Source organism: Pseudomonadota bacterium (genome assembly GCA_039024915.1).
Taxonomy (GTDB): domain Bacteria; phylum Pseudomonadota; class Alphaproteobacteria; order Rhizobiales; family MH13; genus MH13.
The window spans coordinates 36,459-56,913 of record JBCCPK010000001.1 but is presented as its reverse complement, the minus strand read 5'-3'; the positions used below and the strand labels follow the sequence as shown (position 1 = coordinate 56,913).

At 59.8% G+C, this 20,455-nt stretch carries 24 protein-coding genes and 2 tRNA genes; 12 read left to right on the top strand and 14 right to left on the bottom strand.

Annotated features, from left to right (window positions below; genetic code table 11):
• Positions 1-24: 24 nt before the first annotated feature.
• From AAF739_00240 to AAF739_00195, 10 genes are all read left to right on the top strand, one after another.
• Positions 25-984, top strand: coding sequence for a hypothetical protein (locus AAF739_00240; protein MEM6381075.1), 960 nt, complete (start codon positions 25-27; stop codon positions 982-984).
• Positions 981-1,166 carry a hypothetical protein gene (locus AAF739_00235; protein ID MEM6381074.1) on the top strand — a complete coding sequence of 62 codons (186 nt, stop codon included), beginning with the start codon at positions 981-983 and terminating at the stop codon, positions 1,164-1,166. The genes AAF739_00240 and AAF739_00235 overlap by 4 nt, the downstream gene beginning before the upstream one ends.
• Positions 1,167-1,268: 102 nt before the next feature.
• Positions 1,269-2,891 (top strand): hypothetical protein, encoded by a 1,623-nt coding sequence (locus AAF739_00230; GenBank protein ID MEM6381073.1) that lies wholly within the window; start codon positions 1,269-1,271, stop codon positions 2,889-2,891.
• Positions 2,892-2,996: 105 nt separating this feature from the next.
• Positions 2,997-3,737, top strand: coding sequence for a TIGR02594 family protein (locus tag AAF739_00225; protein MEM6381072.1), 741 nt, complete (start codon positions 2,997-2,999; stop codon positions 3,735-3,737).
• On the top strand, positions 3,737-4,033 hold the full coding sequence (locus AAF739_00220) for a hypothetical protein (protein MEM6381071.1): 297 nt from the start codon (positions 3,737-3,739) through the stop codon (positions 4,031-4,033). The genes AAF739_00225 and AAF739_00220 overlap by 1 nt, the downstream gene beginning before the upstream one ends.
• The gene (locus AAF739_00215) at positions 3,975-4,433 is read left to right on the top strand and encodes a hypothetical protein (GenBank protein ID MEM6381070.1); all 459 of its coding nucleotides are present in this window, start codon (positions 3,975-3,977) and stop codon (positions 4,431-4,433) included. Before AAF739_00220 ends, AAF739_00215 begins: the two co-directional genes overlap by 59 nt.
• A 4-nt stretch (positions 4,434-4,437) precedes the next feature.
• Complete coding sequence (locus tag AAF739_00210) at positions 4,438-4,692, top strand: hypothetical protein (protein MEM6381069.1); 255 nt, start codon at positions 4,438-4,440, stop codon at positions 4,690-4,692.
• A complete protein-coding gene (locus tag AAF739_00205; GenBank protein ID MEM6381068.1) occupies positions 4,689-4,982 on the top strand; it encodes a hypothetical protein in 294 nt (97 codons plus the stop codon). Before AAF739_00210 ends, AAF739_00205 begins: the two co-directional genes overlap by 4 nt.
• An 11-nt stretch (positions 4,983-4,993) precedes the next feature.
• On the top strand, positions 4,994-5,425 hold the full coding sequence (locus AAF739_00200; protein MEM6381067.1) for a hypothetical protein: 432 nt from the start codon (positions 4,994-4,996) through the stop codon (positions 5,423-5,425).
• 41 nt (positions 5,426-5,466) lie between these two features.
• Positions 5,467-5,673, top strand: coding sequence for a hypothetical protein (locus AAF739_00195; GenBank protein MEM6381066.1), 207 nt, complete (start codon positions 5,467-5,469; stop codon positions 5,671-5,673).
• A 75-nt stretch (positions 5,674-5,748) separates the two neighbouring features.
• Here the strand turns inward: AAF739_00195 and AAF739_00190 are convergent.
• Positions 5,749-5,825: transfer RNA gene (locus AAF739_00190), tRNA-Pro, on the bottom strand.
• Positions 5,826-5,953: 128 nt separating this feature from the next.
• The gene (locus AAF739_00185) at positions 5,954-6,916 is read right to left on the bottom strand and encodes an L-threonylcarbamoyladenylate synthase (protein ID MEM6381065.1); all 963 of its coding nucleotides are present in this window, start codon (positions 6,914-6,916) and stop codon (positions 5,954-5,956) included.
• A gap of 101 nt (positions 6,917-7,017) precedes the next feature.
• Here AAF739_00185 and AAF739_00180 point away from each other — a divergent pair, with 101 nt between their 5' ends.
• Positions 7,018-8,361, top strand: coding sequence for a dihydroorotase (locus AAF739_00180; GenBank protein ID MEM6381064.1), 1,344 nt, complete (start codon positions 7,018-7,020; stop codon positions 8,359-8,361).
• Positions 8,362-8,382: 21 nt separating this feature from the next.
• On the opposite strand, the gene AAF739_00175 is transcribed toward AAF739_00180, so the two are convergent.
• Positions 8,383-8,652 carry a hypothetical protein gene (locus tag AAF739_00175; GenBank protein MEM6381063.1) on the bottom strand — a complete coding sequence of 90 codons (270 nt, stop codon included), beginning with the start codon at positions 8,650-8,652 and terminating at the stop codon, positions 8,383-8,385.
• A gap of 169 nt (positions 8,653-8,821) precedes the next feature.
• Positions 8,822-9,355, bottom strand: a complete 534-nt coding sequence (locus AAF739_00170; GenBank protein MEM6381062.1) for a TIGR02301 family protein — start codon at positions 9,353-9,355, stop codon at positions 8,822-8,824.
• 111 nt (positions 9,356-9,466) lie between these two features.
• Here AAF739_00170 and AAF739_00165 point away from each other — a divergent pair.
• Positions 9,467-9,541, top strand: a tRNA-Gln gene (locus tag AAF739_00165).
• 121 nt (positions 9,542-9,662) lie between these two features.
• On the opposite strand, the gene AAF739_00160 is transcribed toward AAF739_00165, so the two are convergent.
• From AAF739_00160 to AAF739_00115, 10 genes are all read right to left on the bottom strand, one after another.
• Positions 9,663-11,915, bottom strand: a complete 2,253-nt coding sequence (locus AAF739_00160; GenBank protein MEM6381061.1) for a molybdopterin-dependent oxidoreductase — start codon at positions 11,913-11,915, stop codon at positions 9,663-9,665.
• Positions 11,916-11,919: 4 nt separating this feature from the next.
• Positions 11,920-12,159 (bottom strand): 4-oxalocrotonate tautomerase family protein, encoded by a 240-nt coding sequence (locus tag AAF739_00155; GenBank protein ID MEM6381060.1) that lies wholly within the window; start codon positions 12,157-12,159, stop codon positions 11,920-11,922.
• Positions 12,160-12,164: 5 nt separating this feature from the next.
• Positions 12,165-13,100, bottom strand: a complete 936-nt coding sequence (locus AAF739_00150) for a dihydrodipicolinate synthase family protein (GenBank protein MEM6381059.1) — start codon at positions 13,098-13,100, stop codon at positions 12,165-12,167.
• Between the two features lie 23 nt (positions 13,101-13,123).
• Positions 13,124-14,416: a TRAP transporter large permease gene (locus AAF739_00145; GenBank protein ID MEM6381058.1), complete on the bottom strand. Its 1,293-nt coding sequence runs from the start codon at positions 14,414-14,416 to the stop codon at positions 13,124-13,126.
• Positions 14,413-14,913, bottom strand: a complete 501-nt coding sequence (locus tag AAF739_00140) for a TRAP transporter small permease subunit (protein MEM6381057.1) — start codon at positions 14,911-14,913, stop codon at positions 14,413-14,415. Before AAF739_00140 ends, AAF739_00145 begins: the two co-directional genes overlap by 4 nt.
• A gap of 80 nt (positions 14,914-14,993) precedes the next feature.
• The gene (locus AAF739_00135) at positions 14,994-15,998 is read right to left on the bottom strand and encodes a TRAP transporter substrate-binding protein (GenBank protein MEM6381056.1); all 1,005 of its coding nucleotides are present in this window, start codon (positions 15,996-15,998) and stop codon (positions 14,994-14,996) included.
• 65 nt (positions 15,999-16,063) lie between these two features.
• Positions 16,064-16,810: a sulfite exporter TauE/SafE family protein gene (locus AAF739_00130; GenBank protein ID MEM6381055.1), complete on the bottom strand. Its 747-nt coding sequence runs from the start codon at positions 16,808-16,810 to the stop codon at positions 16,064-16,066.
• 5 nt (positions 16,811-16,815) lie between these two features.
• Positions 16,816-18,597: an ABC transporter ATP-binding protein gene (locus tag AAF739_00125; protein MEM6381054.1), complete on the bottom strand. Its 1,782-nt coding sequence runs from the start codon at positions 18,595-18,597 to the stop codon at positions 16,816-16,818.
• Positions 18,594-19,526: an ABC transporter permease gene (locus AAF739_00120; GenBank protein ID MEM6381053.1), complete on the bottom strand. Its 933-nt coding sequence runs from the start codon at positions 19,524-19,526 to the stop codon at positions 18,594-18,596. The genes AAF739_00125 and AAF739_00120 overlap by 4 nt, the downstream gene beginning before the upstream one ends.
• A complete protein-coding gene (locus AAF739_00115; protein ID MEM6381052.1) occupies positions 19,523-20,449 on the bottom strand; it encodes an ABC transporter permease in 927 nt (308 codons plus the stop codon). The genes AAF739_00120 and AAF739_00115 overlap by 4 nt, the downstream gene beginning before the upstream one ends.
• Positions 20,450-20,455: the final 6 nt, after the last annotated feature.

Below are 20,455 nucleotides of genomic sequence, written 5' to 3'. Positions count from 1 at the left end.
TTATTGCCAGAAGGACACTGATGTATGGCCTATTCAGTCGGCACCATCACCATCCCGTCCGTTGATCTGACCATTGGAGAACAGGTCACGATCACGGGGAGTGGTACGGCCTGGAACACGACCAATGAGTTTGAGGTCAACGACGATCTGTTCCCGGCTAATGGCGGTCGCGCGCGGGTCATTTCGAAGAACTCTGCCACGTCGTTGACCGTCGAGGTGATTACGCCCCTGACCGCTGGCTCATCAATCGAGTACAGCATTCTGTATGGTCGTGCGAACAATCTCGGCGCGCTTCGCGAGGCACTGTCGAGCGCCCTGTCGTTTTTCCGAGACCGATTGCGGACGGCGACCGGGAGCATTGCCTTGCTGTTGGACCGTGCGACCACAGCCGGTGAAGCATCAATCGAATGGCTGACCAACAGCGCCGCGCGGTTTCGGATGGCGCTCAATGCCAGTGATAATCTTGTTCTCCAGCGATCAACCGATGGCGTGACCTGGAATACCGCGCTGACTATCAACAACGCGACCGGCGCCGTCGTTGCGAACGGTCTGGCTTCGCAGCCCAATGCGCCGTCAAACAGCCTGAGCGTGGGCTCGAATGGCGTTGTGAGCTTGGCTGACGGCACGATGATCCGCGACGGGTGCGCGTCCTACTCCGAAGAGATCACGATCGCTGACAATGCTTTCGCGACGATCACGCCTTCCGGTCGGTTCTCAGGCAACGTTTCCATCGTTCTCAACGGCCATATCGCCGCCGGCCCATTGTCTCGAGGCGGGCAATGGTTGCTGGCGTGGAGCGACAACCCAGCGAACCTGCTTACCTACGGCGAACTCGGCAACATCGCTGTCGAGACCGGGGGAGCACCCACAGGCACGACCGGGCCGGACGGCAGGATCACGATTTATGTCGGCGGCGCTGCCGGAACATTCTTCATCGAAAACCGGGCGGGCTTCACCGTCACAGTACAATTGGACATCCAATGACCTTCAAAGCAACGCCGATTGAAGGCCGGCCAAACGGCTGGCTTGTGCAAGAACTCGACGGAGACGTGGTGCTGTCTCAGCGCAAAGTCTTTGTCGCGCCAGACAGAGACACTGCGGAAGAGGCTATAGCGATTGCGACGCAGCCGCCAGCACCAGCGGACCCGCCGCAAGACCAATCCTGACACACATCGTCTTTAGAAAACGAGGAACGCGTTATGCTGACACGTCAACAACGAGGCATGCCCGCATTACAGGGTAATCACCGCCCGCGACCACGACCGGGCATGGGGCGTCGGACTGGTTTCGACTTTCACATCAATACCGTCATCGGGTCCGACTCCAACGACGGTAGCCGCGAAGCGCCTTTTGCAACGCTGGCGCACACCATCGCGCAGGCTGCGCCCAATCAATCAATCGGCATCGCTGCCGGCTCCAACATTAATGAAGGTGGGCTTGACCTGCGGTCGCTGAACGGTTTGACATTGGAGGGCTACGGCGACTTTGCAACCTCCGGCTTGCCGATTATCCGCAGCGAAGCGGCAATGACCGGATGGCAGACAAGTGCTGACCGAGGCGACGCCTTTACGAACGTCTACAGTATCGACCTTCCGATTTTCGCTGCGCCGGACAGCCAGCGCCTTGTGCCGTTTACGGCTGAGAATGGTACGGTGCACGATTGGGTGGATTCCGTGGCGAACGCCAATGCGGCGGCTGGGTCGTTTCATGTGACGACAAATGGCGACCAGCAAGGCGAACTGACTGCAGGAACTTGGACGTTCTTTGTCCACCCGGTCGGCGGCACTGATCCGCGCTCTGACAACAAGACATACACATACACGAACGCTGCCGGCCCTGTCTTTGGCAACGATATCACGTTGCAATATTTGGAGTTCGGCCGTCAGCTTCATCGCAACGGTTGTCGTTTGGGTCTCAACGCGACTGTGCGCAACGTATTCCTGAACCAGGTGCATGGCTGCCATTCGCTGTATGCGGCCAGCGGTCTGTACGAAGATGTTTTTGGTTGGCAGGATTTTGTTGATCGACGGTCAGAGCACATCGGTCTTGAATTCTATGTCGATGATGCGCGTGGATTGACAGGCATCATGCGGCGCTGCGTCTTCGTTGGCGTCGAGGTCGAGAACTATTTGATGTACGGCATTGGCGGGCATGCCCAGACCAACGCACATCTCTACGACAGCATAACAATCGAGGATTGCGCGACGCGCTTTGCGGGTATCAACACAACCGCCACGGGCTGGGCCGGGGCGATGACGCTCGACCGCGTCCATGTCGATCGCGGCGAGGTGCGATTGCAGCAGCACACCACATCGCTTGTGCGTGACTTGTGGGGCGAAGCTGCAAGCGATTCCGAACATATCCTACGCTTCTACAACTTCGGCACCAATGTCGTGACCGGAATGCGCGCCTACGGCGATTGCGATTTCGGTCAATTGCGTGAGATTGGTGACAATGGTCAGGTGACCCGCTCAGTCCTGTGTGCGGACGGCGATCCTGGCACGGCGTTTATGATCCAAGGATCGGTCGCCAACAACACCAACCTGCTTGTCGATGGCGTTATCTTCGACGACCAAGGTGGGGATTGGAACCGTGTGATCAGCATCGGCTCCGGAACGTTGAATGCTGCATCGGACAACAATGTCTACTCCGCTAATCCAAAAGCATCGATCAACGGCACGGTCAGCGCAACGCTGGCCAACCTGCAGGCAAACGAGAACACCGACGCAAACTCCGTGCAAGTCGACCCGCAGCTAGCCGACCCGGCAAACGGTGATTTCACGGCTGAAGCATCCGGGCTTCCTGCCGACTCCGGTCTCGAACGGTTCCCGACTTATACGGCAATCCCCACGACGGTAGCCGCCGCACGTGCGCAGGCAATCGCCGCCTAGCCAACACTCACCAATTCCAACCGACCACACCGCCCGCTGAGGCGGTTTTTTTGTGTCCGCCGTTTGGGCCTGCCGCCCAACGGCAGAGCCAGAAGGAGTCCGGCCATGCGCCTGACAAAAGCCGATGTCTTCAAAATGCAGCGTGCTCTTTTAGCCAAGGGGTTCGACCCTGGTCCGATAGATGGCGTCATGGGGCCACTCACTGACAAAGCGCTGGTCGCCTTCAAGCGGTCGATCGGGTATCGCGCGAGGCCGTATTACGGCCGTCTGACACGCGCGGCTTTGCTTGGTAACGTGGTTGATCCTGTCGATCCGAACAAGCGGCCCGCAGGGTCACCGCCTTGGCTCGTCATCGCACGCGGGTATTTGGGCTTGCAGGAATATCGCGGCCGTCGGCACAACTCGACGATCGTCAATTTCTGGAAGGATTTGGGGCTGCATTTCCGCGACGACGAAACCCCGTGGTGTGCGGGCTTTTTGAACGCAGTCGTCAAAGAGGCTGGTTACCCAATCCCGCCGAAGTACCGGGCCGCCGCGCTGGGTTGGCGTTGGACCGGCACTGGCGTCCGCCTCAAGGGCCCGGCGCTCGGTGCGATCATGGATATGACGCGGCCCGGGCGTCCGGGATCCGGGCATATCACCTTTGTCGCCGGCCGCACGCGCAGTGGCAAGATCGCCGGCCTTGGTGGCAATCAGGGCAATCGCGTTAGCATCAATCCTTATGATGAGCATGCGCGCGATGCCCGCTACTATTGGCCCGACAACTACCCGATCCCGGATGATATTGGCATGCGGCACCTGCCGCTTGTTGATAGCACGGGCGCTGCACTGCGGAACGAAGCCTGATGAAACCGCAGACCAAAACGTTCAAACGAGAGCTGGCGTTTCTGATGTGCGTCGGTCTGTTTGCACTAGCCGGGTTCGCGATGTGGCCAACCGATCCTGCGTTGGTCGACGCACGGGCCGCGGTTGTATCTGGTCTTGCCTTTCCCGTTCTGGCCTATGCGGCAGCGGCTTTCGGCATGGACTGGGCGGGGAAGCAATCGCCGTTTCAAGCGCGTGCTCAGTACGAGCGACCTCTTGATGAGCCGTTCGACCTGGCAAGGCACGGCGGCGACCTTCGGGGCGGTATCGATGCTTAGCGGTGCGCTGATCATCAAGGGCTTGCGCTGGGTGCTGGGCTTGCTTGGTGTTGGCGTCACCATACCGCTGGGCCTTATCCTCGCTGCGGGCCTTTGGGTGCACTTCGATAAAAGCTCGACGGCCCGTGCCGCTGTTGATCGTGCCGTCACCGAGCTTGTGGCGGGCGCGGAATTGCGTGCCCTGCGTGCCAAACTCTCCGCCGCCGAAACCATCGCCAACGAAGAGCGCCGACGCGCCGCCGCCGCAGAAGCGGCCAACACCCGTTTTCGAACAAGACTACAGGACCAGACACGTGACCTTGAAACTGCCCAGGCTGAGCTTACCGACTTGCTCGCCCAACCGATCAACGATCAGTGTGTTGTCGATGATGCTTTGCTTGAGCGGCTGCGGAACGAGTGACTCTTTGCGTGCTGTCGAGGCGGCGGCAGAGGTCGAGGCGACCGCTAGTCAGGTAAGCGAAGCGCTCACCGTGACGCGCGACCTGCCGCCGTGGCCGCCCGACTGTCGCGTGCATGAGCGCACAGGCGTCGTTGCCGGTGACCCGCTCAACGTCGCAACGCTCAAGGGTGATCAGGCCACTGGGCGCGCCAATGCGCGCATCGATCGATGCACTGGCTGGTACAATGATTTGCGTGATGGATTGCGAGGTGAGGAATGAGCGTATTCGGTCTGACGGTCAGCGAACTGTCCACGATCATCGGCTTCATTGTCGGCGCACTAATCTGGCTGATCCGTCTGCAAATGACGGCCAAGCAAAACTCTGCCAAGGCTGAAACTGCAGTGCGAGTTGCTCGCGACGCTCGTCAGGAGGTAACTGATCTCAAGCTGGAGATCGCAGAAAAATATGCGTCGGTAGCGCATCTGAAAGAAGTGGAGGCGAGACTTGCTGTGGCCATAGACCGCCTCACGGATCGCATTGATCAACTCCTCTCGATTGTGAAAACGTAGGAGAACCAGACATGACCCCCAATGCTGATATTGTCCGCCGCCGAGAGGCGGTTTTTTTGTGTCTGAAAACCGGTGCCTGGACAGGTATAGCGCTTGTCGCTCTGGGTCTGTTCTTTGCATGGCCGCCGTCCGTTGCTAATGCCATGTCCGCGCTCACCTGCGGCCCGCAATTCAGCACGGTTGCCGACGTCCGCGCGGGCATTCCCGACACCGCGCCGGCCATGATCTCACTTAATCCGCTTGAGACGGACCGCTATCTTGACCAGCTGGGCCATGGCCGTCCGAGCAACTCAGAAGGCAGGAGCGCAATCATCGTGGTTGTGCCCAACCGCGGCGCTCTTTTGGGCATGATCGACGGGCCAAACATGTGTTCGCCGTTCCTCAGGGTCACGCAGACAGACCACCGGGACGCCATAGACGCGGTCAGGGGCACGACGATCTGAGGCCTTGACCGTCCGTCTATGTTCCGCAAATGTTCACGGACATGTCTGGCCGGGTGCAGATCAAGGAACGTGGCGAATCTATCCAGGTCTGGGCAGCTGATGGACGCGTTATCGCCTACATCTATTTTGATGATCTCGACGCGGGTCGACGCGAAAGGCAAGGCCGATGGACCCGCGCGGAAGCCATAGAGTGGGCAAGAAAGATCGCGCGCATGGCCACAGGCACAACGAACAGCCCTTTCAAATAGGCTATTTTTTGCACCATTTCCGCACCAACGCTGCCTGCAGGCGTCTCTATAAAAACCCTAAGGTATTGAAAAGATTGGTCGGAGCGAGAGGATTTGAACCTCCGACCCCCTCGTCCCGAACGAGGTGCGCTACCAGGCTGCGCTACGCTCCGACTTGCTGACCTTTGTGAAGCAAGCGCCTCCCCGTCAACAGCGCACCCTATAGCCGCTCACCAAGTGGGCCGCAAGATGATGGCATGGTCGTTCGATATGCCGTGCACGGACGCTCACCCGCATTCAACTAGCCAGATGCGCTTGCTGCGCGCAGAAGGCGGTTCCTGATGGCAACGCCGACGCCGGTTTCAGGGATCGGGGCGACCGCGATCCCCCGTTTTCCAGAGCTCGCTGCATGCCGATCAGCAAGGCGCAGGGCCGCGTACAAGTGCCTGGCAGCCTCCTCAAGATCGCCTGCTTCGGACAGCGCAATGGCAGAGCCGCGTGCTGGCTGGCCGAAGCTAAGATAGATCTCGTGCGGCGCAACATCCCCCGGCGAAACGTCGAGGCGCAGCGGATGTGACGGCGCATAATGGCGCGACAGCAAACCCGGCGCGACGGGTGCCTCGTCGTCGGACGCATCGTTCAGCAAGCCCATACATAAGGCCTCAGCACTCAACGCGCCCGGCCGCAAGATAATCGGTTCGTCGCCGCGCACATCGACAATCGTGGACTCCAGACCAACCGCGGCCGGACCGCTGTCGATAACCATCGCGATGCGGCCATCAAGGTCCGCCCGCACGTGCTCTGCAGTTGTCGGGCTCACAGTCCCTGAGAGATTTGCGCTCGGTGCGGCGAGGGGGCGCTGGCTGGTTTTGGCGAGGGCGGCAAGCGGGCCTTGCGGGCAGCGAACCGCGATGCTTGCGCCCCCAGCGGTCACAGCTGACGCGAGCTGGGCACTTGGAACAACTGGCAAGACAAGGGTGAGCGGTCCTGGCCAGTGCCTGTTGGCCAGCTCTTCGGCGGTATCGGAAAACACGGCCAGCCGTTTTGCAGCTGCCAGACCCGGTATGTGGACAATGAGTGGGTTATTGGATGGGCGGCCCTTGGCGAAATAGATCGCCGCGACCGCATCTGCCGATGTCGCATCACCCGCAAGGCCGTACACGGTTTCTGTAGCAAGTGCGACAAGTCCGCCTGAATGGATGATGCGTGCCGCTTCCTGCAGCCAGGAGCCAGCGTCATCGGCTTCACGATATTCAGTCTTCATGGCCCACTCCAGCGCGGTATCGACCGCTGATAGCAAGATGGTGGGCTTTTGCCAGTGCGTGCTGGCTGGTAGGTGCACGTTCATCACAAAGTGAGGATGCGATGGCGGGGCAAAAAGCCTTCGACCGCCTGTTCAAGGGCGGCACTGTTGTCAATCATGAAGGCGAGGGGCTGCGTGATGTGGCAGTTCGCGATGGCCTTATTGTCGAGATTGGGCAGATTGATCCAAGCCGGGCTGGAGACGTGATCGATTGCACCGGGCTGCACGTTTTGCCCGGTGTCATCGATAGCCAGGTTCATTTTCGCGAGCCTGGTTCCGAGCACAAGGAAAACCTTGAAACGGGGTCGCGCGCAGCTGTCATGGGCGGCGTCACCTGCGTCTTTGAGATGCCCAACACCAATCCGACGACCACTGACGAGGCGGCGCTTGCCGACAAGGTACGCCGCGGCACGCACCGGATGCACAGCGATTTCGCGTTTTGGGTCGGTGGTACACATGAAAATGCACGCGATCTCCCGGAACTCGAAAGACTGCCCGGTGCCGCCGGCGTGAAAGTGTTCATGGGCTCTTCAACCGGCAACTTGCTGGTCGAGGATGATGCGGGTGTGCGCGCGATTCTGTCCGCTATCCGCCGCAGGGCAGCTTTTCATTCCGAGGATGAACCCAGGCTGCGCGAACGTGCCCACTTACGGGTTGACGGCGACCCGTCCAGCCATCCTGTCTGGCGTGATGTGGAAGCCGCCATGCGCTGCACGAAGCGGCTTGTTTCGATTGCCGAAGAAACCGGCGCGCGTATCCATATCCTGCACATATCGACGGCTGATGAGATGCCGTTTTTGGCCCAACATAGACGTAACGTCAGCGTTGAGGTGACCCCGCATCATCTGACGCTCAGCGCTGATGATTATGCACAACTGGGTACCTACTTGCAGATGAACCCACCGGTTCGCGATGCGGAGCACCGGGAAGGAATTTGGTGGGGTGTGAACCAAAGCGTGGCTGATGTGATCGGGTCAGATCATGCTCCGCACGCCCGGCAGGAAAAGGAACAACCCTATCCGCAAAGCCCGTCTGGTATGCCGGGTGTTCAGACGCTTGTGCCGGTCATGCTGGACCATGTGGCGCAAGGGCGGCTGTCGCTGGCTCGTTTCGTTGATATGACGAGCCATGGCCCGCAACGCCTGTTCGGGCTGGCTGGAAAGGGCCGCATCGCGGTGGGTTATGACGCTGACTTGACCGTCGTTGATCTTAAGCGCCGTCAGACGATCACGAACGAGTGGATCGCCTCGATTTGCGGCTGGACGCCTTACCATGGCCGACAGGTACAGGGCTGGCCGGTCGGAACGATCGTCCGCGGTCAACCGGTGATGTGGGAAGGTGAGCTAGTGGCACCGTCGACAGGCGAGCCTGCCCGGTTTGTTGAGGCCCTGGAACCGCTCGATTAGGCGACGACTTCCCGACCAGCTTCAATTGAGCTGTGAGGGGCTCAGATCGCGCGAATAATATCCGCGCTCGACGCCGGTTGCGCTGGTTTGCAAAAAGCGCGCTGCGCCCTCTTCGCCCAGCTCATCTACAATCTGCATGATGGCTTGAAACAATGCGGCGCGAGAAAGCGCGCTGCGGCCGATGCCGGCTTTGTGGGCGGCATCGAACGCATCAAGGACGAAAGCTATTGCGGCGCGACGTTCGGTTTCTGGCTCGCCGGCATGGCTTGGAAGATCGGGAGCGTGGGTCACAGGCACAGTCCGTTTGGTCTCGTCGGGTCGGCACTCTGCCGCCCGCGTTCATGAGCCCAAACTACACATTCCTAGCGGCAAGTGTTGGATTGCCTGAGCAAAACGTAAACAAACCGTTTTGTCGGGCAAAAAACGTCTGTCCCAATATGATGAGCAGGCGACCGCTCCACTAAGGCGGCGTAGCGCCGCTTTCATCGCTTGCCTCGCCGCCAACCGCACCGTCTTGTGCCGCATCGAGCAACTGATCAACGATCTGTGCGCCGCGATTGTGATGCAGCCCGATCAACCTGTCGCTCGCCGATGTGCAGCGTCTATGTGTATTGGCGACGGTCCGAAACCCACGGTTGTAGGCATCAATGAGAACGGACCGGCGCAAGGGGCTCAGCTCCTCGCTCTCGAGCAACTGTTCCATATCACGACGTGATTGGGCGCGTCGTGCGTCTGGTTCCGACGCGGTGGCTTGGTCATCTGATAGGCCGCTGCGCAGCTGCGGGCTGCAAATGTTTTCCAAATGCGAAAGGGCACCAAGAATCTCCGACAGGCGCGAAAGCGCGCGGTCGATTTCAGCCTGGGTTTGCGCGATAGCCATTGTCGGGGTGACGACCAGGACAGCGCTTACGACCCCGGCAAGGACGGTTTGCCTGATGGTGACAAACCGACCAGATCGGCAACGGATGCATAGTTTGGGTCGCCAAGCGTTCATTGCGCTGTCCTGCCTGACTGCCGATGGCCGGTCAACATGGGTGTGCAGGCCGCGTCGCCTCCACCTCTTGACCTCGATTCAGCCCTGTGGAAGGGAACGGCCCTGCGTTGATGGGGCGTAGCCAAGTGGTAAGGCAGCGGTTTTTGGTACCGCCATGCGCTGGTTCGAATCCAGCCGCCCCAGCCAGTTCCTTGGGCTACCGACGTGCTGACACTGAAAAACGCAGTCTCGCTAATCACTGGCAAGATCTCAGTCTTTTAGAAATGCACATGCGAGCCGTAGACGCAGAACCCAAGACGCGTGCTTCTCAGCGGTGCTCTTGGACGTTGTTATCGGCTTGCGCGGCCTCCACCCAAACCAGGCATGTTTGAGCCGCCGTTGCTTGCGCCAGCGATGACGTGGGCCGGTCGTGCGTAACTGCGTTGGGATTGCCGCCTTTATCGTAACCGCTGGAACCGCCCACGAACCAGGGGCCGGTTTCCATCGCAACAACGCCCCGTCGGCATGCGTCGATCACACAGAGTTTGGCGAGACACGCTCCTCGTTCAGAGCGCACCCGGACCGTCTGACCATCTGCGAGACCGCGTGCTTGTGCGTCACTCGCATGCATCACGATTATTGGCTGGTCAGCCAGTGATGTCTGACCCAACTGGCTGTGCAGGAACAGCTTTGGCTGTCGGCTGAGGAGGGACAGGGCTCCGTCCGGAGCATTACCAAGCCACTCATCGGGCTCAAGCCAAGCGGGGTGAGCCGGGAAGTCTTGCAGCGCGTAGCTTTCGATTCGCTTCGAGACCAGTTCGATGCGCCCCGTCGGGGTATTCAAGGGACTGGCCTTAGGATCGCGGCAATAATCCTCAAGAAGCACTTCGGGCTGTTTGGGGGAAGGTACCCTCCAGACGTTCATGGCCTTTAGCGCCTCGAAGCTGGGCGCAGTGATCCCTTGCCGCTCCGCATTGGTCTCACTTTGCCGCCACAGATGTCGCAGCCACTGTTCTTCGTCTCTTCCTTCCGCAAAGGTACCTTCGATACCAAGCCGCCGCGCCAGGCCTTTGAAGATGTCATGATCGTTGCGCGCCTCCCCAACCGGCTCGATAAGCTGCGGCATGTAAAAAACGTGACGATCGCGCGATGTCCCGCCAATGTCACAGCGCTCGACAGAGGTTGTCGCCGGCAAGACTATGTCCGCGCGCCGGGCAGTCGACGTCCAGAACTGCTCGTTGACGATGATGGTCTGTGGCCGTTTCCACAGCTGCTCCAAACGAAACAGGTCCTGGGCGTGATGGAACGGGTTGCCGCCCGCCCAATAGATCAGCTTGGTGTCCGGGAGCGTCACGGTTCCACCGCGAAAGGGAATTTCGCGACCGGGGTGTTCCAGCATGTCTGAGATGCGGGCGACCGGGATGCTCGTACCTTGGGTGTTGGGTAGCTTTGGAAGGGTCGGCACAAGACCCTTGATCGACCCGTGGCCGACAGCGTTAAGCGAGCCATAGCCGAAACCGAAGCCGCCTCCCAGCTGCCCAATCTGTCCCAGGATCGCAGCCAATGCGATCAGCGCCCAGAAAGTCATCTCGCCATGCTGCGCCCGCTGCAGCGACCACGCTGCGGTGAGCATCACCTGTCCAGTTTCAATTCGGTCTGCGAGGTCTTGCAGCTGCGTGATGGGAACATCAGCGATGGCCGCCGCCCAACGAAGCGTTTTCTCGACGCCATCATCAGAGCCATTCAGGTAGCGCACATACTCCTCGAAGCCTGCTGTGGTGCGCTGAAGGAAAGCGCGATCCGCGCGCCCCCGCTTCACCATCTCGTACGCAAGCGCGATCATTATGGCGGTGTCGCTACCCGGGCGGGGCGCGACCCACTGAGCCTCAATGTCCGAGGGGCAGTCGTCGGCGAACGGGCTGATGATGATGAACTTGGTCCCCGCCTCAGCCGCACGGCGCACATGGTTTGGCATGTGATGGTGGCCAGCACCGCCGGACGTCACATGCCAATTCTTCGGATTGAGCCCGCCAAAGGCGACGAACGTGTCAGTGTGCCCAACGATAGCATCCCAGGATGTGGCCGCTCCACTGACCGCGTCCGCAGAGCCAAGCACTTCTTCAAGAATGACCTGCCCGGCGCCCCAGCTGTAATTGGTTACCTGATCAGTGAAGCCACCGAGGGCGCCGAAAAACCGCCGAACCTGCGTGCGGGCATGATGAAACCGTCCGGCGCTCGACCATCCATAAGAGCCTGCAAAAAGCGCCGTGTGGCCGAAGTCATCGCGAACGCGAGCCACTTCGGAAGCTACCAGGTCAAGCGCGGTATCCCACTCGACAGGAATAAACGCGTCGGATCCGCGTTGCGCACCTCCAGTCTTGTAACCCAGGCTGAGAAAGCCCGCGCGAACGTGTGGCTTCAGCACGCGCTCTGCTGAGTAGACCAGCTCCGGCAGAGCGCCGATCATTGCTGCGTTTGCGCCCTGATTTTCCCATGGCCGGGCGGCAACCAAGCGGCCGTCTTCAACATCTGCTTCAAATGCGCCCCAGTGGCACAGGCTGACAGCTTGTCGTCTGCTCACAGGACTAGGTGCTGGCGTCCGGCTCGCGTTCCCGCGGGGGGCGTTCGCCGCGCTTGATCTGCCGGTCTGTGATTGTCTCGCCCGCGATCAGCCATTCATCGGGATCGACATCGTCGAAAATGACATAGCAGTGCGCAGCATGGGCATCACAAATGCGCACGAGACTGTCGGTGATCTCACGGGCGAGGGCCGCCTTCTGGTCTTTCGTGCGGCCCTCGGCCATGGTCACGCGCACAAGTGGCATCGATCTTACGCCGCGATATCGGGGTTGAGCTTCAAGCCATAGATGCGATCGAGTTCCAGCTTGGCGAAGATATCCAGACCGCGTTTCAAACCTGCATCGTCGAGCGGCTTAAGCGGTTTACGCAGCGGGCCGGATGGCAGTCCGACCGCCCGCATCAATGTCTTGATCGCCACCGGATTGATCGCTGAGTACGCAAAATGCAGCATATCGAGATTGTGCAAATAGGCCTGCTTGAAGGTCTCGGCATCTTCGGCGCTATCCCACGGTTTCGAGATAACCGCGAACTCGCGCGGGATGATGTTGCCGGTCATGTTGGCCGTACCGTGGCCGCCGAGCGACATGGTTGGCACAACAAGGCCAAGGTTCGGGGAACAGCAGCACATGATCGAAAGATCAGGCTTCGCCGCGCACATCTGCGCAACCTGACCGACCCGCGTTGTGCTCTCCTTCAGCACGACCATGTTGGGGTGCTTGGCGAGGCGCAGCATGTCATCCCAATGTAGGTCAGATTTCACCCGTGGTGGGTTGTTGTAGAAACCGATGGCGAGATCGGTCGAGTCGCAGACCTCTTCGACATAGTCGGCAATCGCGTCATTGGGCGCGCAAATATAGGACGGAGCGGCAATGATGGCACCGTCGGCACCCTCGCTTGCCGCGTAACGCACCATGTCGATGGTTGCCTGGGTGTTGTTACCCGAGCAGCCGTAGAACATCTGGATTCCCGCCGGCGCCATTTTGACGGTTCTGGAGATAATCTCTCTTTTCTCCTCCGGCGTCAGCATGGAGACTTCGCCGGTCGACCCCATAATCAGGACGGCGCGGGTTCCATGTTCTTTGTGAAACGCCAGAAGATCGGCAAAGCCGGCATAGTCGATCGTGCCGTCGTTGTTCATCGGCGTGACGAGGGCGACAAAACTGCCGGTTGGTTTCGTATGGGCCATCAGGGATCTCCGTTTACTGTGCTTCACGGGAAGATGTTCGGGAAGGCAAGTCGAGGCAAGGCTAGAACAAGATCGGGAAAAAACACCGATAAAATGGCGATGCTGACGGTAAGCCCGACAATGGGCAAGACTGCAAGCATTGCTTTTCCAAGTTGCACCTCCGCGATCTGCGAGGCGATCAAAAGGCAAATGCCATAGGGCGGCGTGATCAAGCCTACGGACAGCGTAATCGTTGCAAGCACACCCATGTGGACCGGGTTCATGCCAGCGGTGTCACCCAGCCCCTGAATGATCGGCAGGAAAATCAGCACCGCCGAAATGGGGTTGAGGACAGTCCCGACCAAGAGCAGGAAGCCGATCAGCAGGAGGATAATGATCTTGGGGTCTTCGCTTATCGACGTGATGAAGTTGACCACGATCTCGGCGGCGCCAAGAAAAGCAATCAGCCAACCGAAGATACCCGCGCCAGCCACAGTAAACAGGGGAACGGCAAAGTCGACCGTCGCGAGCATCAGGAGCTTTGGCAGCTCACGCCATGGAACATCGCGATAGATGATGAAGGTCAGGATTAACGCCCAAGCGACGGCACTGATTGCAGCTTCGGTCGGTGTGAAGACCCCACCGATAACGCCGCCCAAAACAAAGACTGGAATGAGCATTGGCGCGGCACCGCGGAAAAATGCCTTGCCGACCGCTCGGAGGCCGGGGAATGGGCTGGACGGAAACCCCTGCCGGACCGCCATGAAGTAGGTGTATGCCATCATGGAAAGACCGATTGTGAGCCCCGGCACAACGCCGCCGAGAAATAGCGCCCCAATCGATACATTTCCGAAGGCGCCATACACGATCAGGATGATCGATGGCGGAATTATCACCCCAAGCGTGGACGAGGCAGCGGTCAGGGCCGCAGCAAAGGCGGGTGAATACCCAGCCTTCTTCATCGCCGGTATGAGGATCGAACCAACGGACGCCGTGTCCGCGGCAGCCGACCCTGAGAGGGACGCGAACACCATGGAGATGAAAACGTTCACATGGCCGAGCCCGCCCCTTATGTGACCAACCGAGGCGTTCGACAGGGCAAGCAGACGCTCCGTAATGGAGCCCTTGTTCAAGATACGGCCCAGAAACATGAAAAAGGGCACAGCGAGCAGCGTGAAGCTGTCGATGTTGGAATACATCTGGTTGATCGTCGAAGCGAGCGGCAGATCCTCGACAATCAGGACGATGACCGACGATAGGATCAACGCGAACCCGATGTTCACGCGAAAGGCAACGAGCACGAAGAACCCGCCGATAAGCAACACCAAAGGGTTCAAGGTGCGGTATCCGTGGGCGGGTCGTCGGCGTTTTTCGCGCTTCCGGTCAAACCCTCCGCGATCTGTTCAACGAGGAACAGGGCCATGAGAGCGCCGCCAAGCGGGATGGGTGCGATGAACCAGACCTCGGAAATCTGCAAAGACTGGTTGAAGCGCGGCAACGTGATCTGTGCCATTTCGAAGCCGTGCCGAGCCAAGACGTAGATCACGATCACGCAAGCAACGGTCGCCGCGATACGAGGAATGAGCGTGATCGCCCCGGTTTCCGGCCAGATGTTCACTTCATAATGCCGCTTCTGGCGGAACGCGACCGCGGCGCCGACAAAAATACACCAGGAGAACAGCAGTTGGGCCATATCCAGCGTCCAGATCATCGGCACCTGGAGCACGTTGCGCGCGAGCACCTGCAAGCCAACGACCGCGATCAGCCCCGCGAAGAGCAGCGCCAGCAACCATAGAGCTGCGCGCTCCACCAGATCGTTCAGGCGGGTCAACATGCAGGGTGTCCGCACCGAATGCGGGGCGATTTAGAGCGGTTGCCCCGGCTCAAGCGCTCGAACCGGGGCATGAACGCGGGCTACTCGGCAAACAGCGCGGCAAGCGCGGCTTCGAGGTTCAGCTCTTCTGCCAGTTCCGATTGCAGATCGGACAGAGCAGCCTTGAACTCGGACGTGTCAGGACGTGTCACCGTAACGTCGTTTTCGGCCTGAAGGCGGTCAACAAGAGACGCTTCGTAGAACTCAGCACGTTCAACCCCATAGGCGGATGCTTCGGCTGCGACGTCGAGCATGATCTGCTGTTGTTCTTCGCTGAGGCGGCCCCACGCCCGATCGCTCATCGAGATATGGTTGACCTGGATGGTGTGAGCAGTCAGCGCCAGATAGGGCGCGACTTCAAACAGCTGCGCCCCGGCGTAACCCGGGATCGAACTTTCGAGGCCATCGGCAACGCCGGTCTGGATCGCGGCATAGAGCTCACCCCAAGCCACGCTCACCGGAAGTGTGCCCAACGTTTCCCACGTGCGGGAAATCATAGGAGATGGAGGGGTGCGCATCTTGATGCCCTGGATATCGGCGAGGCTATCCACAGGGCCAATTGAGTTGGACATGTTGCGTGAACCGGAGCCGCCCAGCGCCAACATCTGCATGTTGAGGCCGTTCGCATCGTAGACATCGCGATAATAGGTCTCGGCAGCGGTTCCCGGGCCGACACGGTTCATGAGGTCGTCGAAACCGGTAAACAGGTAGGGCACCGAGAAGATCTGATACTCTGGAACCGCGCTGACGGCGTTATTGGTCGAACTGATCATGAGATCAATCGTCCCAAGCCCCATTTCGCCGATCACCGCGTCATCTTGGCCGAGCTGGCCGGCGTCGAAGACCTGAACGGCAATCGCCCCACCTGTCCTCTCGCTCACCTGTTCAGCCACGAAGGCGGCCATGTCATTGTAGGGGTGCGGATCTTGCACGAGCGTGTGCAGTCTGAGCGTCATATCCTGCGCTGCCGCGCCAGATGCCGTCAGCAAAGCCACCAGTGAACTGACCGCCAAAGTGCGAAGAGCTGAAGTCCGGAATCGCGTCATGGTGATACTCCAAAAGGGATAGATGAGGCTGGTTCTGGTCAAGGTGAGGTATTGGCAGCATGCCGTCAACTCAGAAGGGCGCGGGCCAGCAGAGCGAGACTTGCCGCAACGCAAAGGGATAAAACCGCATAGCGCAATCGTGGCGCAGTCCTGGGGTCAGCGATCACAAAACGGGCGGCGAAAAATCCCAAAAGCACTGCGGGGATAAGTGCGAAGCCGCGGACGACCTCAGCCCAACCAAAGCTTCCGAACGCGGCAAGCGAAGCGATGGAGGCGCACGCTCCCAAGAGCAGCACGGCGTTCATCGTTGCGCGAAGTTGCTGGGCGGGCATGTTTTGCATCGCAATTGCAAATGGTGGCGCCCCGACGCTGGTCAGCGTGCCCATAAATCCGGAAGCGACACCTGCAGTCGCAACGCCGGGTACCGAAGGCCGGATCGCAGGGCCAAACAGTGACAGGGCTACAGCGCCCAGGATCAAGACCGAAAAGATGATTTGAAACGCTGTTGGTGAGAGGATCGCGACGAGTGAAGCGGCAAGGATCGCCGCAGGAATACGGCCGGCAAGACCAGCCGCAACGAAGGCCTTGTTGATGTGTGGCAGGTCACGCATCGCTGACATGAAACTGACCAGGAGGCCGAGGAATATGACCGTGCCGGGAACGAATTTTGGATCAATCAGCAAAAGAACCGGCGCAGCGATAAGTCCAAAACCGATCCCAGCGATCGACTGGACGGCCGAGGCGCATAGAACAGCCACGAAGCCAGTGGCGAAGGCAAGGGATAGGACACCACTATTGCCAAGGAACTCCATGCCGCCTAGGCGCGTTCGCCGCTGAGGGCGGTCGCTTCGGGCGCGGACGCGGCGCCCGCTTTCTTCGGGCTCCCGATCTCTGGAACAGCGTCTAGCAGCGCTCGCGTATAGTCTTGCCGTGGGTTGCCGTAGACCTCATCTACCGGTCCCATTTCGATGATCTTGCCAGCTTGCATAATCGCCACCCGATCGGCGATATGCCGAACAACAGCCAGATCATGGGCGACGAAAAGATAGGTCAGGCCAAGCTGTTCCTGCAGGTCTTGCATCAAGTTCACCACTTGCGCCCGGATCGAGACGTCGAGCGCCGAAACCGGCTCATCAGCAACGATGAAGCGCGGCTCCAGCGTCAGGGCACGCGCTATACCTACGCGCTGTCGCTGGCCACCTGAAAATGCATGCGGGTGGCGCGTCGCGGCGTCGGCTGGCATTTCGACCAACTCTAGGAGGTGTGCGACGCGATCCCGGAGCCTTGCTGGATTGGTTTCGATCCCATGGACGATCAATGGCTCAGCCACGATGTCTTGAACGGTCATGCGCGGATTGAGGCTCGAATACGGGTCCTGGAAAATGATCTGCATGTCGCGCCGGAGGCGACGCAACTCGCCATGTTTGAGGCTTGTGATCTCCTGACCATCGAATTTGATTGAACCGGATGTCGGATCAACAGCTCGCAACACAGCCCGGCCTGTCGTCGTCTTCCCCGAGCCGCTTTCGCCTACAAGGCCGAGCGTTTCACCAGGCCAGATATCAAAGCTCACCTGGTCTACGGCCTTTAAGACACCGCGCTGGCCAAACAGGCCCAAACGTCCGATCGGATAGTGAACGGAAAGATCGCGAACTTCGAGCAAAGGCGCCGCGTGCTTCTCTTCCGACGGCATAGCCGTGTGGGGCTGCGTGCCATTCACCGGGCTTGGCTGGATGCGACGGGTGCTTTCCGGCAGCTTCAGATCTGTCGGTTCACCTTTGATTGTCTTGAGCCGCCGGCGCGTGTCACGAAGGGTTGGCGTCGCCGCTACCAGACCGGCGGTATAGGGGTGGGAAGGCTGGTGCAGCAACTGCTCTGCTGGGCCTTCTTCAACGATTTCACCGGCGTACATCACCGCCAGGTCCTGACAGAGTTGCGCCACCACTCCGAGATCATGGGTAATGAGCAGCAAGGCGAGCGACAGACGCTCTTGAAGTTCGGCGAGGAGCTTGAGGATGCCGGCTTGCACGGTGACATCGAGCGCGGTGGTCGGCTCATCGGCGATGAGAAGGTCTGGCTCGCTGGCCAGCGCCATCGCGATCAGGACCCGCTGACGCATGCCGCCGGAAAACTCATGCGGGAACTGATCAACGCGTTTGTCGGGCTCTCGTATCTGGACGAGGTCGAGAAGCTCAACGGATCTCTTGCGCGCTGCTCCTGATGAATAGCCGCGATGGTGGGTCAGTACTTCGCTGATCTGGCTGCCCACCGAGAAGAGCGGGTCAAGGCTGGTCATCGGATCCTGGAAGACCATGGCGATGTCACGGCCGCAAACCTCGCGGCGGAAGGCTTCGGCCTCCGGCCCTATCAGGCTCTTGCCTTTCCAACGCACATCGCCGCCAACGATCCGACCCGGAAGCTGCAAGAGCCCCATGATGGCAAGCGAGGTAACAGATTTTCCGCAGCCGGATTCGCCAACCAGCCCCATGGCCTGGCCGGGCGTCAGATCGAAAGAAACGTCCCGCACAGCGTGAGCCAGTCCGCGCCGCGTCACAAACTCAACGTTCAGGCCTTCAACGGTCAGGATCGGTTCGGTCATTCAGTTTTTTCGAAACGACGGGCAAATCGCTTCTCGCGCTCAACCGGATCAGTCGTGACCCGTAGCCACGACGCGATCAAGTTGATCGCAAGCACCGTGAAGGCGATTGCAAGCCCAGGGAAAGTGACGAGCCACCATGCGCGGAACATGTAATCCTTGCCCTGGGCGACGTCCAACCCCCAAGAGGTGGCGGGCGGCTGGACGCCAAGGCCGAGGAACGACAACGCAGCTTCGGCCAGCACGATCCGCGCGAACTCCAGGGTCCCAAGCGTAAGCAGCGGTGCTGCGAGATTGGGAAGCAGATGTCGGATGAGGATGCGCCCGGTTCGGCATCCGAGCAGTTCTGCTGCTTCGACGAAGGCGGTTTGCCGAAGGCTGAGAACAACGCTGCGCGCCATGCGGGCGTAAACCATCCAGCCGTTGAGGGCGAGAACGACGATAACCGTTGTCATGCTCGGCCCGATAACAGCCAGAATGAGCAGCGCGAGTAGCAGGCCTGGGAACGCGACATTGGTGTCGATGAAGCCTGTCAGCCACTGATCGGTGCGACCGCCCGCATAGCCGGCTGTAAGGCCGACCAGAACGCCGAACGTTCCCGCGACAAGCACCGTTGCGAAGCCGACAAAAAGCGAAACGCGCGAACCATGCAGCAGCCGGGACAGAACATCGCGGCCCAGATGGTCCGTCCCAAGGATGTGCGCCCAGCTGCCGCCATCCATCCAGGCGGGCGGCTTCAAGCGTGCGATAATGTTCTGGGCCGCTGGATCATGCGGCGCGATAAAAGGCGCAAAAACGGCGATGAACAGTAAAAGCCCGAGGCAGATAACTCCGATCAGGCCGGGCGTGTCGCCCAAAATGTCAGAAAGATACCCCCGACTTGGCTGGATATCGGTATCGGGTGCCTGGGTATCGGTTTCCAAAACGCTCATTTGGCGCTCATTTCGATGCGCGGATCGATCGCCTTGAAAAGGACATCGAGAAGCAAGTTGAGCACAACCACCGATAGGGCCGTCACGAACACAATCGCCTGCAGGAGAATGAGGTCTTGGCGTTCTATCGCCTGAATGGCTGTGAGGCCAAGTCCTGGCCAGGCAAAGACGGTTTCCACGACGACCGTGTAACCCGACAGGGTCCGAATGAGTTCCCAGCCGGCGATGGTCAGGATGGGCACCGCTGAATTGCGCAGCGCGTGCACGCCGACCACGCGCCACGGCCGCAACCCCTTCGCCCGCAGAACCTTCACGTACTGGGCGTTTAATTCATCGATCATCGTCGAGCGAACGACCATGACAAGCCGCGTCATGGCGGGCAAGGCGAGTGTGAGTGCGGGGAGAACGAGATGTTCCACGCCCCCTGAACCGGACGTCGGAAGCCATCCAAGGGTGAGCGAGAACAGAACGATCAGAAGGAGCCCAAGCCAGAATTGAGGGATCGAAAGACCCAACAGGCTGACGATAACGACAACACGGTCGACAAGACCTTCCGGTCGCAGAGCCGCAACAACCCCAAGCGGTATCGCGAGGGCCACCGCCAGCGCGATGGCGGAGAACGTCAACAAAATGGTTGCAGGTGCGCGCTCGACGATGATCTCCAGAACTGGCCGGCGCTGCCAAAGCGACTCGCCGAAATCCAGAACTGCGACATCGCGCACATAGGTGACGAACTGCTCAAGGATCGGGCGGTCCAAGCCCAACTGCTGTTCGAATACCGCGCGTTGTTCGGGGGTTGCTTCGAGTGGCAACATCACCCTGACCGGATCGCCGATCAGGCGGGTGAGCACGAAGACGACGATGACAACGGAAACGACAACAATCGCCCCTTGCCATAACCGGTTAACGACAAACCAGCTCATCGTCTT

Excerpts from the sequence above, each read along its gene's own strand:
- AAF739_00200 (MEM6381067.1), top strand. The coding sequence starts at position 4,994 with ATGACCCCCAATGCTGATATTGTCCGCCGCCGAGAGGCGGTTTTTTTG.
- AAF739_00215 (MEM6381070.1), top strand. The coding sequence starts at position 3,975 with ATGAGCCGTTCGACCTGGCAAGGCACGGCGGCGACCTTCGGGGCGGTA.
- AAF739_00125 (MEM6381054.1), bottom strand. The coding sequence starts at position 18,597 with ATGACCGAACCGATCCTGACCGTTGAAGGCCTGAACGTTGAGTTTGTG.
- AAF739_00130 (MEM6381055.1), bottom strand. The coding sequence starts at position 16,810 with ATGGAGTTCCTTGGCAATAGTGGTGTCCTATCCCTTGCCTTCGCCACT.
- AAF739_00205 (MEM6381068.1), top strand. The coding sequence starts at position 4,689 with ATGAGCGTATTCGGTCTGACGGTCAGCGAACTGTCCACGATCATCGGC.
- AAF739_00180 (MEM6381064.1), top strand. The coding sequence starts at position 7,018 with ATGGCGGGGCAAAAAGCCTTCGACCGCCTGTTCAAGGGCGGCACTGTT.
- AAF739_00195 (MEM6381066.1), top strand. The coding sequence starts at position 5,467 with ATGTCTGGCCGGGTGCAGATCAAGGAACGTGGCGAATCTATCCAGGTC.
- AAF739_00225 (MEM6381072.1), top strand. The coding sequence starts at position 2,997 with ATGCGCCTGACAAAAGCCGATGTCTTCAAAATGCAGCGTGCTCTTTTA.
- AAF739_00120 (MEM6381053.1), bottom strand. The coding sequence starts at position 19,526 with ATGAGCGTTTTGGAAACCGATACCCAGGCACCCGATACCGATATCCAG.
- AAF739_00235 (MEM6381074.1), top strand. The coding sequence starts at position 981 with ATGACCTTCAAAGCAACGCCGATTGAAGGCCGGCCAAACGGCTGGCTT.
- AAF739_00155 (MEM6381060.1), bottom strand. The coding sequence starts at position 12,159 with ATGCCACTTGTGCGCGTGACCATGGCCGAGGGCCGCACGAAAGACCAG.
- AAF739_00170 (MEM6381062.1), bottom strand. The coding sequence starts at position 9,355 with ATGAACGCTTGGCGACCCAAACTATGCATCCGTTGCCGATCTGGTCGG.
- AAF739_00230 (MEM6381073.1), top strand. The coding sequence starts at position 1,269 with ATGGGGCGTCGGACTGGTTTCGACTTTCACATCAATACCGTCATCGGG.
- AAF739_00115 (MEM6381052.1), bottom strand. The coding sequence starts at position 20,449 with ATGAGCTGGTTTGTCGTTAACCGGTTATGGCAAGGGGCGATTGTTGTC.
- AAF739_00140 (MEM6381057.1), bottom strand. The coding sequence starts at position 14,913 with ATGTTGACCCGCCTGAACGATCTGGTGGAGCGCGCAGCTCTATGGTTG.
- AAF739_00240 (MEM6381075.1), top strand. The coding sequence starts at position 25 with ATGGCCTATTCAGTCGGCACCATCACCATCCCGTCCGTTGATCTGACC.
- AAF739_00185 (MEM6381065.1), bottom strand. The coding sequence starts at position 6,916 with ATGAAGACTGAATATCGTGAAGCCGATGACGCTGGCTCCTGGCTGCAG.
- AAF739_00220 (MEM6381071.1), top strand. The coding sequence starts at position 3,737 with ATGAAACCGCAGACCAAAACGTTCAAACGAGAGCTGGCGTTTCTGATG.
- AAF739_00150 (MEM6381059.1), bottom strand. The coding sequence starts at position 13,100 with ATGGCCCATACGAAACCAACCGGCAGTTTTGTCGCCCTCGTCACGCCG.
- AAF739_00135 (MEM6381056.1), bottom strand. The coding sequence starts at position 15,998 with ATGACGCGATTCCGGACTTCAGCTCTTCGCACTTTGGCGGTCAGTTCA.